We start from the raw sequence: 12,329 nt of genomic DNA, 5'->3' as shown, positions 1-12,329 counted from the left end.
TAGCCTCGTTCGGTGATCTGAACGACCGCCTCGCGCTTGAAGTCCTCGGTGAAGTTCGCTTTGCCCATCGGGGCCTCCTCGCCTCAAATTTAGGGAAGAAGGCGTCTAAAAATCTAGGGGCGGTTCACCCTTATCGAGCCGGAGACGGGTGCGCGCTTCGCTCGCCAGTTCCCGCACGGCTTGAGGAACGCGTCGAGGGCTTTCCTCGAGGATCGTGCGGCGCCCGCCGGCGATCTGCTCGAGCTGCAGCGTCTTGCGGCCGCGTCCGGCGTGATAGGAGGCCGCCAGCACGGCGACGGGGGAGGGAGAAGGAAGCATCGACGTCCCTCCCTCAGGCGGCGGCGAGCGCAGGACGCGCCGCCTTGATGCGGATGACGGTCGAGACCACCGCCGTCTCGAAGCGCGAGGCCGCCGCGCCCAGGAATTCGCGCACCGCCTTGGCGTCGAGCCGGCCGGCGATCTGCTCGCTCGCCGTGACGGTGAAGGCGGCGCCTGCGGCTTCGGAAAGACCGCGCGTTTTGAACTCATCCTTGAGCGCCTTCAGCTCCGCCTCGGCGGCCTTCAGGATCGCGTCGACGCGGCCAATCTCGTCGGCGAGCGCGGTGTCGGTGAGATTGTGGAAGCGGGAGGGATGGGTGATGCTGGGCATAGCCTTGGCGACCTTTCAGACAGGTGGCTGGGGTTAGGGCCGGGCTCGAGGTTGCCGCCTCTTGCTCGGCCTGTGCATTTTTAGTATCACATAAAACATGAAGGCGTCAATATTCGTATCACATAAAAAGAAAGGACGCCCTGCAACTGGCAGCGATCCTCACATCAGCCTGCGCGTCCCTCCCGAATTAACGACCGCTATTGACGCTTGGGTAAAGGCCCAGCCCGAACCGCAACCCTCGCGTTCGGAAGCCGTCCGAAGGATCGTGAAAAAGCTTCTCACGGCGGAAGGCTATCTGAAGTGAATGACGGCGCCCACGTCCAGCATCGTCCGCGCTGACCCTCGCGCTGGTGGGTGACTTTAAGGGGCCACACCATGTCGCTCACGCCAACTCTCGCCGCGGCCGTGCTTGCGACTCTGGCTTATCTCGGGCTCGCCATTCTCGGCTTCGGCGGATTCGCCGCGTTCTTTTCTCACGCAGCGCTGGTCGCGCTTACGGCCGCGCTGTTCGCGATGACCGCCGCGGCGCTCGTTAGCCGCGGCAATCTGAGCGCGGGCGAGCGCGAGGATCGCTCAAACCGATGGGTGCTTGCGGCCTTCGGGGCGATCGGCCTTTTGAGCGCGTATCTGCCGGCCTACACGGATCGCAAGGATTTCTGGACGCTCGACGGCGAGAAACTGCGCTGGATCGGCGTCGCCCTTTTCGCCGCCGGGGGCGCGCTGCGGCTTTGGCCGGTGTTCGTGCTCGGACGCCGCTTCAGCGGACTCGTGGCGATCCAGCCGGGCCACGCGCTCGTCACCGACGGCGTCTACGGCCGCATCCGTCATCCGAGCTATCTCGGTCTGCTCGTCAGCTCGCTTGGCTGGGCGCTCGCGTTTCGCTCGGGCGTCGGCCTTCTGCTCGTAGCGGCTCTCGTTCCGCCGCTGATCGCCCGCATGAACGCCGAGGAGCGGCTGTTGCGATCGCATTTCGGCGACGAGTATGACGCCTATCGCGCACGCACGTCGCGGCTCGTTCCGGGCGTCTATTGACGGCGACCGGCGCGCCGCGCTCGAGGCCGACGGCGTGATCTTCGAGGAGAACGGCGAGGGGCCGGGCGTGAGGCTGCGGAAGGCTGGAACGGAGCCCCGATGAAAAACCTACCGCGCGCCTGGAGCGCCGCCGACGACTTCCGCATAACGGTCGTCGGCGATCTTTGCGCCGCTCCCGCCGAGATCGTCCATCAGATCGCGTTGCGCGCGTTGAGTTCGAAGACCGAAGTCACGACCGCTGCGCAGGCGTGGAGATGATCTGCCGGAACATGCGAACCGCGGGCTCGGGACAGCCGCGGTTTCGAGATGCGCCCGCAGCGCCGAAAGCGCATATGAGGGTCTTCAGGACCAGCGTTTGCACAGCGCGCGGGCGAGGGCGTCGAGCAGATAGCCCAGAACGCCGATCAGCAGCACCGTCGCCATCAGCTCCGAATAGGCGAGGCGGTCGCGGGTGTCGAGGATGAAATAGCCGAGGCCCGCGGAGACGCCGAGCATCTCGCAGGGCACCAGCACGATCCAGAGTATGCCGATGGCCAGCCGCACGCCGGTCAGCACATGGCCGACGACGCCCGGAATCACGATGCGCCAGAGCGTCTCCCGCCGCGTCGCCGCGAGACTGCGCGCGAGCTGGAGCCAGCGCGGGTCGAGCTGGCGCACGCCGGAGGCGGTCGAAAGCAGGATCGGCCACACGGCGGCGAAGGCGAGCAGGAAATAGACCGGCTTGTCGCCGACGCCGAACGCCATCACGGCGAGAGGCATCCAGGACAGCGGCGAGATCATGCGCAGGAACTGGAAGGCGGGCGTCGTCGCCGTCTCCAGCCATGTCACGCCGCCGACCGCAAGGCCGGTCGGCACGCCGACGACGAGCGCCAATGCGAGGCCGACCAGGATGCGCTTCAGGCTTACATAGACATGGATCGGCAGGTCCGAAGAGGTCAGGAGTTCGACGAGGCTGGCGAAGGCGCCGCCCGGCGAGAAGCGGCGGGCGAAGCTCGTCGGCGCGGCGAGCAGGTCCGTGCCGATCCACCACAGCGCCAGCAGGGCGAGGAGGCCGCTGGCGCCGAGGAGGAAGCTCGCGAGGCGCGAGGCCGCGAGGGACCGTCGCGCGACAGGCTTTTCCGTCGTGGGGCTCGCCGCGAATCTCTCGCCGGGAGGCGCGGCGTTCACGGGGCGAACGCTTCCGTCCGGGCGAAGCTGTCGGGCAGGCCGAACGCCGGCAGGCCGCCGTTCGCCGCGAGCGCCGCCTTCACGAAGCGGTCGTCGACGAGCTCCGCCGCCGCGGTCTTTGGATCGAGCGAGGCGAGGAAGCTGCTGTCGCCCTCGATCAACGTCCCGTTGAGCAGCGTGACCAGCTTCTCCGTGTAGCTGGGAAAGGGATAGGGCTGGAAGTCGATGCGCTTCTCGGCCCAGTCGGCATGGCGGATCGCCCCCGCCTGCTGATACGCCGCCCAGGCGTCCGGCGAGGGGGCCAGCACCCTTTCCAGCACCGGCGCGGGGTGCGGCGTGTACCGGTTCGCTCCATCCTTGGAGAGCAGCTTCGCCGTTTCGGAACGATGGTCGCGGGTCCAGGCCTGCGCCTTGACGATGGCGTTGACCACTTTCTGCGACCATTCGGGGCGTCCGACGAGGTCGCGTTCGTGCATGAAGACGACGCAGCAGGCGTGGTTCTTCCACACGTCGCCGGTGAAGCGCAGCACCTTGCCAATCCCCAGCGCCTCGGCGGCGGCGTTGAACGGCTCGGCGACGATGTAGCCGGCGACCTGTCCGGAGGCGAGGGCCGGAGGCATCTCCGCCGGCGCCAGCACCACGAGGTTCACCTCGTTCGCGGCCGGCTGGCCGGTGCGCTTGGCGACCGGAGTCAAGCCGTTCTCCCTGAGCAGGGACTGCAGCACGACGTTATGGATCGAGTACCAGAAGGGGATGGCGACGGTCTTGCCGGCGAGGTCTGCGACCGCGTCGACGCCCGGCGCCACGGTCAGGCCGGAGCCGGAGACATGGTTCCACGCCACCACCTTGGCCGGCGCCTTGCCGCCGAAACGCGCCCATACCGTCATCGGCGAAAGCAGGTGGACGACGTTCACCTGCCCGGAGATGAAGGCCTCGATCACCTGGGCCCAACTGCGCAGCAGCACCGGCTTCTCGACCTTGAGGCCCTCCGCCTCGAACAGCCCGTTGTTGTGGGCGACCAGCAACGGAGTTGCGTCGGTGATAGGCAGGTAGCCGATGCGCACCGGCGCGTCGGCCTCCTGCGCGCGCGCCTCGAAGCTCCTGAGCAGCGGCGCGGCGCCTGCGGCGGTGAACAAGGCGGAAAGCTTGAGCGCCTCGCGGCGCGAGAGGGCGCTGCGGGCGAGGCATTCGATGCACATGGCGTGGTCCTTTACGGGAGCTTTGCGGGGTCCTGAGATCAGCGACGGCGCACCGCGCGCTGGAGAATCTGCAGAATGTCGACGCGCAGCGCGCCGAGTTCGGCGACGAAGTCGCGCCGGGGCCTGGGCAGCGTCACCTCCCACGCGCCGATCTGCCGCGCCGGCGCGCCGCCAAGCAGGATCACGCGGTCGGCCAGCAGCAGCGCTTCGTCGATATCATGCGTGACCATCAACGCCGCGGCGCCGAAATCGTCGACCACCTTGAGCAGCAGGTCCTGCATCTCGGCGCGCGTCACCTCGTCCAGCGCGCCGAAAGGCTCGTCGAGCAGCAGCACTTCCGGCTTGCGGGCGAGGCAGCGCGCCAGCGCGGCGCGTTGCGCCATGCCCCCGGACAGCGCCGCCGGATAGAGCCGGCGCGCATGGGCGAGGCCCACCTCGCGGATCGCCGCGTCGATGCGCGCCTGCCGCTCCTGACGCGACAGCCGGGGCTGACGCCGGAAGTCCAGTCCGAAGGCGACATTGGCTTCGAGCGACAGCCAGGGCAGCAGGCATGGATCCTGGAAGGCGACGGCGACGCGCGGGTCGACCGCGGTCAACGGCGCGCCGCGCATCGCGACCGCGCCGGCGCTGGGCGGCTGAAGGCCGCCCAGCACGCGCAGCAGGCTCGACTTGCCGACGCCGCTCGGTCCGAGAACGGCGATGATCTCGCCCGGGCGCAGCGCGAGGTCGAAGCCGCTCAGCACGGGAGAGGAGGCGTCCTCATAGCGCAGCTCGACGCCGCGCGCCGCCAGCACCGGCTCAGCCGCGCTCATGCCGCGCTCTCGCGCTGCGCAGCCAGCGCGGTCTTCAACTGGAGCAGGCTCGGCGTGATCACCGGAATGAAGGCGGCCTCGCGCCAGCGGCGCCCGAACGCGGCGCCGGGCGCGCTAAGATAGGCCTTGCCGCCCGATCCCTGAAGCTCCAGCCCAACCGCCTGCGCGACGACGTCGGCGAGCGCGATGCGAATCCTGAACAGCGCCGCCGGGCGGGAGTGGAAGGCGCCGGAGCGCAGCCCCTCGCGCAATTCGCGCTCCAGCCCGTCGAGCGCCTCGGCGAGGACCGCTATCGGCTCGGCGAGCGCGCCGCGACCCGGCCCGAGGCAACCGCGCGCCTCGTTCAGCGCGCAGCGCGCGAGGCCGATGGACATGCCGCATTGCAGGCCGAGAAACGCCGGGCGCGCCGCCGGCAGCCAGGCGCCGGCGTCGGGATGGATGATCCGGTCGGCGTCGATCCGCGCATGGTCGATGTCGAGCGCCGCCGTGCTGGTGGCGCGCAGCCCCATGAGATCGAGGTCGGGCGAACGGCGCACGCCCGGATCGTCGTGCGCCAGCGAGGCCACGAAGGCGCCCTCGTCATTCGCGCGGCTGACGGCGGCGGCGACATGAAAGCCCTGGACGCGCAGATTGCTGACCCAGGGAAGCTTGCCGTCCAGCACATAGCCCTCGCCCTCGGGACGGGCGTTCACCTGAAGCCTTTCGAGGCCCGCGAGGAACTTCATCGCGTTGGACAGCCCGGTCGCTCCGGCGACGCGGCCGGCGAGCAGATCGGGCAGCAGCGCGGCGCGCAGCGCCTCATTGGGGCTCTGCAGCAGATACTCGATATAGCTGCGGTGTCCCCACAACACGAAACCGGCGGCCAGCGAACGCTCGGAAACCGCGGCGACGGCCTCTACGGCGTCGGTGACGTCGCCGCCTGTCCCGCCTTCCGCCTCCGGGACGCCGGCGCCGAACACGCCGCTTTCGGAAAGGCGCGGCAGCAACTCGCCGGCGAGCAGGCTCTCGGTGTCGAGGCTCAGCGCATGCGCGCCGAGCCAGGCGCCGAGCCGCGCGTCGAGGGCGGAGGAAGAGGAACTCATTCGGCCGCCGCGGCGCTCGGGCCGCCCCAGCGATAGGCTTCGAGCTGCGGGTTGAGCGGCGCGCCGCCGAGATTGTTGGCGAAGTTGCAAAGGGTCGCGAGGCTGACGCCGAGAACGACCTCAAGCGCCGCCTCGTCCGAGAAGCCGGCGGCCTTGAACGCCTCGAAATCGGCCTCGTCCACCTTGCCGCGCGTCGCGATCACGGCCTTGGTGAAGCGCGCGACCGCGTCCAGCCGCTCATCGGGAAGACGGCCGAGATTGCGCAGGGCCTCCACCGTCGCCTCGTCGAGACCGGCTTGCTTGTAGGCGACGGCGGTGTGGCCGGCGACGCAGAAGCCGCAGCCGTGAGTCGCGGCGGCGGTGATCTGGACCGTCTCGCGCTCGGCGAGCGTGAGCGAGGAGCGGGCGTTGACGCCCGACACAGTGAGATAGGTCTCGAGGGCGACTGGGGCGTTCGCCAGGACGCGCAGCAGGTTCGGCAGGAAGCCGTTGCGCTTCTGCGCGCCCTCAAGCAGCGGCTTCGCCGCGTCCGGCGCATCTTCGATCGTTCGCAAGGGAAGAGTCGTCATGAGCGTTTCTCCTTTCGTCCATAGAGAATATGGATATATCAGCAGAAAAGCCCTCGCGCGATTCCAGACCTCGAAATCTATCTGAAACGAACGCGCCGGGAGCGGCCAAGCGCAAGAGCCGGCGATCTGGCGGCGCGCCTCGTTCGGGACGAGGGGGTCGGAGGCTACCCTGCTTGATCGTCGTAGAGCCGCCGGCGACGGCCTGATGCAGCGCCGCCGTCAGGACCGCCAGTTCGCGCGCGGGCGCTGAAGCCTTTCGCTTGGCGCAGGCGGCCGGACAAAGGCTGAATGTCCCCATATGCCATCGAAGCCGTCGCTAAAGACACGCTCCGCGACGAGTTCTTCAGGCGCGCGGCGCGCTTCGGCGCGAGGGCGGCCATCCCGACAGTGGCGGAAGGGGCGGCGCGGCAGGACGGCGGGCGCTAGCGCGCAAAAGCTTGCGCCCAATCTGACGGCCCGAGTCGCGCAGCGTTGCCAGGCCGCCACATATCGGACTTCATCAGAAGCTCGGGCTCACAGCGAGTTGACCGCCGCCGCCCGCCGCTTACACTTCCGTATGTGAGAAAGCGCAGATCATTTCCGGTCGTCGTCCAGGTGATCGTCGCCGCGATCGCTTTATGGGCGCTCGTCGCGGAGGCCACGTTCTCCCTTGCGCTTCCCCTGCCTATCGCGAGTCCGTTCGGCGTGATCTGCCACGGCGCGAGTTCCGACGCGCCGATCAGGAAGGCGCCATATGACCATCAGCATCGCCATCAGTGCTGCGCCGCCGTCTCATGCGAAATGGCGCCGCCCCCACGCGAGGCGTCGCCGCTCGTCGAAAACGCTCGCGACGTAGAGACTTTCGCGTGGCGCGTCTTCGACGTCATCCTTAAGACCGGGCCGCCGAACGCCTTCTACAGCGCCCGCGGTCCTCCTGCCGTCTGATCGACCTCTCCGTTCGATTCCAGAGACAGGAAACCTTCATGCCAAACATGCTTCTGGCGCGCCTTTGCGCGCCGGCGCTGGCGCTCGCCGTGAGCGGGCCGGCGTACGCTCACTCAGCTCTTGAACAAAAAGAGACGCGGACCGGAACCTTCTATCGCGCCGTCGTTCAAATCACCCATGGATGCGGCGATTCGCCGACGATTTCGGTGTCGGTCACGGTTCCCGAAGGCGCGGTCGGCGCGAGGCCGATGGCGAAGCCGGGGTGGACGATCACGACCACGCGCGGCCCCTACGCGCGCAGCTATCCTTTCGTCCACGGAGAAATCAGCGAAGGCGTCAAGGAGATCGTCTGGTCGGGCGGGCGGCTGCCCGCCGACGAGTTTGACGAATTCGTCTTTCTCGTACGCATTTCGGACGTCTTTCCCATCGGGTCGGTCGTCTATTTCCCGACGGTCCAGACCTGCGAGGCGGGCGCCCATCATTGGACGCAGATCCCGGCACCGGGACAGGCCGGCGATACGCTGGCCGAGCCCGCGCCCGCCGTGCGCGTCATCGGCGCCGCTCCCGCGGCGAAGCCGCCTCAAGGCGGGCGTCCGGCTCGCTAGGCCCTCGCCCGCGGCCCTGCGCGAGAAACGCGGGAGAAGACGCCCGCCGCGCCGCCATTTCCATTCAACGCCATGACGGACGCGAGAGCGAAGCGAGCTTCGTTCCGTCCGCAGGAGCCTTTCATGCGCCGCAACCTTCCATTTTACCGGGAAGGCGTCACGCTTTCCTTCATCGCTCTGTGCGCCTGTCCGGCGTTCGCGCAGGACGCCGTTCAGAACGACGACCTCTTTCTCCCGGAAGTCACGGTCGAGAACGCCGGAGCGCCGCAAAACGCCGCGCTGACTTCGCCTTCGGTCGAAGCCCAGCGCGAAGCGGTCTATTCGACGGTCGGGTCGGTCGGCTTCGTCAATTCCGAATCCTTCGCGACGAGCTATAGCAACAACATCGCCGATACGCTGAAGGACGCGCCGGGCGTCTTCGCGCAGACGCGCTACGGGCAGGAGATCCGCCTTTCGATCCGCGGCTCCGGCGTCGCCCGCGCCTATCATGCGCGCGGCGTGGAAATTCTGCAGGACGGCCTGCCGCTGAATTTCGCCGACGGTTCGGGCGACTACTACCAGATCGATCCGCTCGCGCTGCGCTCGATCGAAGTGTTCAAGGGCGCGAACGCGCTGATCTTCGGCTCCTCGACGCTCGGCGGCGCGATAAACTTCGTGACGCCGACCGCCTTCACCGCGATCGCTCCGAACGTCGCTCGGGTCGAAGGCGGATCGTTCGGCGCGATCCGCGGCCATGTCGAAGTCTCGCGTATCGTCGGCCCGTTTGATTTTCTCGTCAGCGCGACGAAATCCGACCAGAACGGCTACCGAGACCATTCCCAGCAGGACTACAACCAGTTCAACGGCAATTTCGGCTACCGGATGTCGGACGTCGCGGAGACGCGCTTCTACCTCGGCATCTTCGACACGCGCCAGAAGCTGCCCGGCACGCTGGACCTTGCGACCGCCCTCGCCGATCCGACCTTGGCCGCGCCCGCGGCGATCTCCGGCGACCAGGCGCGCAACGTCTACGCCCAGCGCGTCGCCAACCGCACGGCGCTGAAGCTCGACGTCGGCGAGCTCGACGTCGACAGCTGGTTCTTCCACAAGAAGCTCGACCATCCGATCTTCCAGGTGCTCGACCAGGACGGGATCACCTTCGGCGTCTCGCCGCATTGGCGCGGGAGCTTCGACGTCGCCGGCTTCCGCGACGACCTGACCGTCGGCCTCCGCTATTTCGCCGGGAACAACGCCACGCTGCAATTCGTCAACAACAACGGCTCCAAGGGCGCGCTGACCGCGAACGGCTTTCAGACGGCCGCCAATTACGAAGCCTATTTCGACAATCGCTTCTGGGTCACGCCCGAGGTGGCGTTGATGGCGGGCGGCAAGCTCCACGTCAACACGCGCGACTTCGTCAATTATTTCGTCCAACCCAACGCCTATGGCGACAAGGCCTACAGCGGCTTCCTGCCGAAGCTCGGCGTGATGTGGCGGGCGACCCCAACGATTCAGGTTTACGCCGACGTGGCGCAGTCGGCCGACGCGCCCGATTTCTCGGACCTCGCCCAATCGAATCTCAACGGCCTCACTTTCGTGCCGCTGAAGCAGCAGATCGCCTGGACCGGCGAAATCGGCGCGCGCGGCGCCTGGGGGCCCTTCGCCTTCGATCTCACTTTCTACCGTTCCTTCATCTGGAACGAGCTCATCAATTACTACGCCAACGCCGCGCTCGGCGTTCCCGCCTCGACCTTCAACGCGAACCACACGCTGCATCAGGGCGTCGAGCTCAGCGCCTCGGTCGAGGCGGGGCGCGACCTGCTCGCGTCAGGAGACGCGCTGGGCGTCAGGCAGATCTTCACGCTCAACGACTTCCACTTCGTGAACGATCCCGTCTACGGCGACAATTCGCTCGCCGTCATCCCCCGCTATGTGCTGCGCACCGAGCTCAGCTATCGTCACCCGAGCGGCTTCTACTTCAAGCCGTCGCTCGACTGGATCCCGAGCGGGCCCTGGGCGGATTACGCCAACACGCTGAAGGCGCCGGGCTATACGCTGCTCGGATTCGAGACGGGCGTCGAGCTCAGGAACGGGCTGCTGGTCTACGTCGAGGCGCGCAACCTCGCCGACGTGCATTACATCAGCGACCTCGGCGCCCTCGCCGACGCCCGCACGGCGGCCTCGACGGCGGTGTTCTATCCGGGCGACGGCCGCGCGGTCTTCGCCGGCATGCGATATGCGTTTTGAGGCTGCGCGCGAGGCCGGACGAGGGTAGGGCGCTTCGCGCCGGCGCTCGGGTCGCGCGCTCCTCGTCAACGGGACGCCGAGAGTTCGGCGTCCGGCCCGTCCCGAACGAGGCGCGCCGCCGGATCGCCGGACTTTTGCGCTCGGGCGCTTCCATATCCTGGGCGCGGGCATGATTCTTTAGGCGGCCCATGCGACGCGACGCATGTCGTCACGTCCTGTCCCAACACGTCGTTCGCGCTCGGCGTCAGGCGGGCGCGTCGTTCACACATTTGTCGCATGACTGATAAAATGAAAGCGGGCCGCGCAACGCATTTCGCCGCTTTATTCCGGCCAGACCCGTCAGACCGTCGCAAGATCTGGAAAACGCCATGACGACCGTCGAGCCAGGCGAGACGACCCCGGTCCTGGCAAGCCTCCACACATTCTGGACACAAACGCCGCAGGCGATTTGCGCCGCGCTTCATTGCCAAACAGAAGGGCTTAGTTCAGAAGAGGCGGCGCGGCGGCTCGCCCTTTGCGGGCCCAACGCTGACGCCGACACGAAGGCCGAAGGTCCGCTGCGCGCAATCCTGCGCCGGCTGCTCGAGCCGCTCTCGCTGATCCTGCTTGCGTCCGACCTCGAAGTCGTCGCCGACGGCGTCAAGGAAGGGCGGCGGACTTTCGTCAACGTCCTGAAATACGTGCGCATGGGTGCCAGCTCCAATTTCGGCAATATGTCGTCGATGGCGCTGGCGTCCATCGCGCTGCCGTTCCTGCCCATGCTGCCGACGCAAATTCTGCTCAACAACCTTCTCTATGACTTCTCCGAAGTCGGCATTCCATTCGACGACGTGCGGGAAGAAGCGACCGCGCGGCCCCAGCTCTGGGACATGGGCGGCCTGATCCGGTTCGCTGCGATCATGGGACCGCTGTCCTCGCTGTTCGACATTCTCACCTTCGCCATGCTGGCGCTCGTCTTCCACGCCGCGCCGGCCGAATTCCGCACCGCGTGGTTCCTTGAATCGATGGCGACGCAGATCCTCGTCATCTTCATCATCCGAACCAACGGCCGGCCCTGGCGGGATCGCCCAAGCCGCGCTCTGGCGTCGTCGTCGCTCATCGCGCTCGGCGTGGCGATGGTCCTGCCCTTCACGCCGGCGAGCGTCTGGTTTGGCTTCGAGACTCCGGCTGCGGTCGCGCTCGTGGGCGTCGGCGTGATCGTCGTCCTCTATCTCCTGTCGGCGGAATTGCTCAAACCGCTCGCCTTCAAAAGCGGGCGGGATCACGCGACGATATGAAGGCGGCGATCGGCGCAGGATGTCGAGCCCGTCACCGGCGAGCGAGAGGTTCGTCGAACCGACGACGCCGGAAGCGGCGCGAGACGCTGCGCCAGCATGGCGGAAACAGCCTCACGCCGCCTCATTCGCTCGCGCCGGAGCGACCCGACTTTCGCCGAGCGAACAGGGCGGACATCGCCTCCCGCTGCGCAGTCACGTCGGCCAAGCTGTAGCGATTGAGCGTCGACATGAAGGCGGCGAGGGCTTCGCGCAACGCGCATCTGAGGCCGCAGACCGGGGATATGACGCAGCTTTCGCAATCGGCGAGATCGAAGCGGCCCTCGGCATGCCGCACCACGGCGCCCACATTGATATCCGACGCAGGCCGCGCCAGCCGGACGCCGCCAAACCGTCCCCGCACGCTCTCGAGATAACCCGCGTTCACCAGATCGTTGACCACCTTCATCAGGTGATTGCGCGAGACGCCATCCGCCGCATCTCGTCGGGCAGCAGCCCGCCATACCGCTTCTTCCAGTTGAAATAGGTCGCCTGGCTGATTCCTGCCTTCCGGCAGATCTCCGCTACCGGCGCGCCTTCCTCGCCCTGCTTCAGGATGAACGCCTTCTGCGCCTCAGTGAACTTCGACGCCTTCATGCTGCTCTGCTCCTCTCCCAGACGGGAAAACCTAGCGGAAAACTCCAGCTTCAAACGATCCAGTTCTCAGGGGGCAGAGCACCAAAGGGCCGGACTCTAAATCCGCGTGGAGGAAAATCTCAGTGGCGGGTCAGACCCCCTGAACGTTCGTCAA

Annotated in this window: 14 protein-coding genes and 2 pseudogenes; 7 read left to right on the top strand and 9 right to left on the bottom strand. The window is 67.3% G+C overall.

The window, feature by feature from the left end; translation table 11 throughout:
- Positions 1–105 precede the first annotated feature (105 nt).
- Positions 106–318 carry a hypothetical protein gene (locus tag ACE3OG_RS13090; protein ID WP_374309326.1) on the bottom strand — a complete coding sequence of 71 codons (213 nt, stop codon included), beginning with the start codon at positions 316–318 and terminating at the stop codon, positions 106–108.
- A gap of 13 nt (positions 319–331) precedes the next feature.
- Positions 332–649, bottom strand: a complete 318-nt coding sequence (locus ACE3OG_RS13085) for a hypothetical protein (RefSeq protein ID WP_374309324.1) — start codon at positions 647–649, stop codon at positions 332–334.
- Positions 650–1,024: 375 nt separating this feature from the next.
- Here ACE3OG_RS13085 and ACE3OG_RS13080 point away from each other — a divergent pair, with 375 nt between their 5' ends.
- The 3 genes and pseudogenes from ACE3OG_RS13080 to ACE3OG_RS13070 all read left to right on the top strand — a co-directional run bounded on the left by ACE3OG_RS13080 (position 1,025) and on the right by ACE3OG_RS13070 (position 1,939).
- Positions 1,025–1,681, top strand: a complete 657-nt coding sequence (locus tag ACE3OG_RS13080) for an isoprenylcysteine carboxylmethyltransferase family protein (RefSeq protein WP_374309322.1) — start codon at positions 1,025–1,027, stop codon at positions 1,679–1,681.
- Positions 1,682–1,691: 10 nt separating this feature from the next.
- Positions 1,692–1,784: pseudogene (locus ACE3OG_RS13075) on the top strand (transcriptional regulator); the annotation flags it as partial.
- Positions 1,781–1,939: a hypothetical protein gene (locus ACE3OG_RS13070; protein WP_374309320.1), complete on the top strand. Its 159-nt coding sequence runs from the start codon at positions 1,781–1,783 to the stop codon at positions 1,937–1,939. The pseudogene ACE3OG_RS13075 and the gene ACE3OG_RS13070, both read left to right, overlap by 4 nt.
- Before the next feature lie 84 nt (positions 1,940–2,023).
- Here ACE3OG_RS13070 and ACE3OG_RS13065 read toward each other — a convergent pair whose 3' ends face one another.
- The 5 genes from ACE3OG_RS13065 to ACE3OG_RS13045 are packed head-to-tail and all read right to left on the bottom strand — an operon-like array spanning position 2,024 to position 6,510.
- Positions 2,024–2,848, bottom strand: a complete 825-nt coding sequence (locus ACE3OG_RS13065; RefSeq protein WP_374309318.1) for an ABC transporter permease — start codon at positions 2,846–2,848, stop codon at positions 2,024–2,026.
- A complete protein-coding gene (locus tag ACE3OG_RS13060) occupies positions 2,845–4,047 on the bottom strand; it encodes an ABC transporter substrate-binding protein (RefSeq protein ID WP_374309316.1) in 1,203 nt (400 codons plus the stop codon). The genes ACE3OG_RS13065 and ACE3OG_RS13060 overlap by 4 nt, the downstream gene beginning before the upstream one ends.
- A gap of 38 nt (positions 4,048–4,085) precedes the next feature.
- Positions 4,086–4,859, bottom strand: coding sequence for an ABC transporter ATP-binding protein (locus ACE3OG_RS13055; RefSeq protein WP_374309314.1), 774 nt, complete (start codon positions 4,857–4,859; stop codon positions 4,086–4,088).
- Complete coding sequence (locus ACE3OG_RS13050) at positions 4,856–5,941, bottom strand: acyl-CoA dehydrogenase family protein (RefSeq protein WP_374309312.1); 1,086 nt, start codon at positions 5,939–5,941, stop codon at positions 4,856–4,858. Before ACE3OG_RS13050 ends, ACE3OG_RS13055 begins: the two co-directional genes overlap by 4 nt.
- Entirely contained in the window at positions 5,938–6,510 is a 573-nt protein-coding gene (locus ACE3OG_RS13045) for a carboxymuconolactone decarboxylase family protein (protein WP_374309310.1), read from the bottom strand. The genes ACE3OG_RS13050 and ACE3OG_RS13045 overlap by 4 nt, the downstream gene beginning before the upstream one ends.
- 594 nt (positions 6,511–7,104) lie before the next feature.
- Between ACE3OG_RS13045 and ACE3OG_RS13040 the strand changes: the two genes are divergently transcribed.
- The 4 genes from ACE3OG_RS13040 (at position 7,105) to ACE3OG_RS13025 (ending at position 11,542) form a co-directional block, all read left to right on the top strand.
- Positions 7,105–7,434 carry a hypothetical protein gene (locus tag ACE3OG_RS13040; RefSeq protein ID WP_374309308.1) on the top strand — a complete coding sequence of 110 codons (330 nt, stop codon included), beginning with the start codon at positions 7,105–7,107 and terminating at the stop codon, positions 7,432–7,434.
- 38 nt (positions 7,435–7,472) lie between these two features.
- Positions 7,473–8,039, top strand: coding sequence for a YcnI family protein (locus ACE3OG_RS13035; protein ID WP_374309306.1), 567 nt, complete (start codon positions 7,473–7,475; stop codon positions 8,037–8,039).
- Positions 8,040–8,162: 123 nt separating this feature from the next.
- Positions 8,163–10,265 (top strand): TonB-dependent receptor family protein, encoded by a 2,103-nt coding sequence (locus ACE3OG_RS13030; protein ID WP_374309304.1) that lies wholly within the window; start codon positions 8,163–8,165, stop codon positions 10,263–10,265.
- Positions 10,266–10,633: 368 nt separating this feature from the next.
- Positions 10,634–11,542: a cation transporting ATPase C-terminal domain-containing protein gene (locus ACE3OG_RS13025; protein ID WP_374309302.1), complete on the top strand. Its 909-nt coding sequence runs from the start codon at positions 10,634–10,636 to the stop codon at positions 11,540–11,542.
- A gap of 121 nt (positions 11,543–11,663) precedes the next feature.
- On the opposite strand, the gene ACE3OG_RS13020 is transcribed toward ACE3OG_RS13025, so the two are convergent.
- Complete coding sequence (locus ACE3OG_RS13020) at positions 11,664–11,987, bottom strand: Rrf2 family transcriptional regulator (protein ID WP_374309300.1); 324 nt, start codon at positions 11,985–11,987, stop codon at positions 11,664–11,666.
- Between the two features lie 20 nt (positions 11,988–12,007).
- Positions 12,008–12,175, bottom strand: a pseudogene (locus ACE3OG_RS13015) (transposase); the annotation flags it as partial.
- Positions 12,176–12,329: the final 154 nt, after the last annotated feature.

Source organism: Methylocella sp. (assembly GCF_041905455.1).
In the GTDB taxonomy this organism is placed as follows: domain Bacteria; phylum Pseudomonadota; class Alphaproteobacteria; order Rhizobiales; family Beijerinckiaceae; genus Methylocapsa.
Note: the sequence above shows the minus strand (reverse complement) of the source record. Positions and strands in the feature narration are given on the sequence as shown.

Excerpts from the sequence above, each read along its gene's own strand:
- ACE3OG_RS13090 (WP_374309326.1), bottom strand. The coding sequence starts at position 318 with ATGCTTCCTTCTCCCTCCCCCGTCGCCGTGCTGGCGGCCTCCTATCAC.
- ACE3OG_RS13085 (WP_374309324.1), bottom strand. The coding sequence starts at position 649 with ATGCCCAGCATCACCCATCCCTCCCGCTTCCACAATCTCACCGACACC.
- ACE3OG_RS13080 (WP_374309322.1), top strand. The coding sequence starts at position 1,025 with ATGTCGCTCACGCCAACTCTCGCCGCGGCCGTGCTTGCGACTCTGGCT.
- ACE3OG_RS13070 (WP_374309320.1), top strand. The coding sequence starts at position 1,781 with ATGAAAAACCTACCGCGCGCCTGGAGCGCCGCCGACGACTTCCGCATA.
- ACE3OG_RS13060 (WP_374309316.1), bottom strand. The coding sequence starts at position 4,047 with ATGTGCATCGAATGCCTCGCCCGCAGCGCCCTCTCGCGCCGCGAGGCG.
- ACE3OG_RS13055 (WP_374309314.1), bottom strand. The coding sequence starts at position 4,859 with ATGAGCGCGGCTGAGCCGGTGCTGGCGGCGCGCGGCGTCGAGCTGCGC.
- ACE3OG_RS13050 (WP_374309312.1), bottom strand. The coding sequence starts at position 5,941 with ATGAGTTCCTCTTCCTCCGCCCTCGACGCGCGGCTCGGCGCCTGGCTC.
- ACE3OG_RS13045 (WP_374309310.1), bottom strand. The coding sequence starts at position 6,510 with ATGACGACTCTTCCCTTGCGAACGATCGAAGATGCGCCGGACGCGGCG.
- ACE3OG_RS13035 (WP_374309306.1), top strand. The coding sequence starts at position 7,473 with ATGCCAAACATGCTTCTGGCGCGCCTTTGCGCGCCGGCGCTGGCGCTC.
- ACE3OG_RS13030 (WP_374309304.1), top strand. The coding sequence starts at position 8,163 with ATGCGCCGCAACCTTCCATTTTACCGGGAAGGCGTCACGCTTTCCTTC.
- ACE3OG_RS13025 (WP_374309302.1), top strand. The coding sequence starts at position 10,634 with ATGACGACCGTCGAGCCAGGCGAGACGACCCCGGTCCTGGCAAGCCTC.
- ACE3OG_RS13020 (WP_374309300.1), bottom strand. The coding sequence starts at position 11,987 with ATGAAGGTGGTCAACGATCTGGTGAACGCGGGTTATCTCGAGAGCGTG.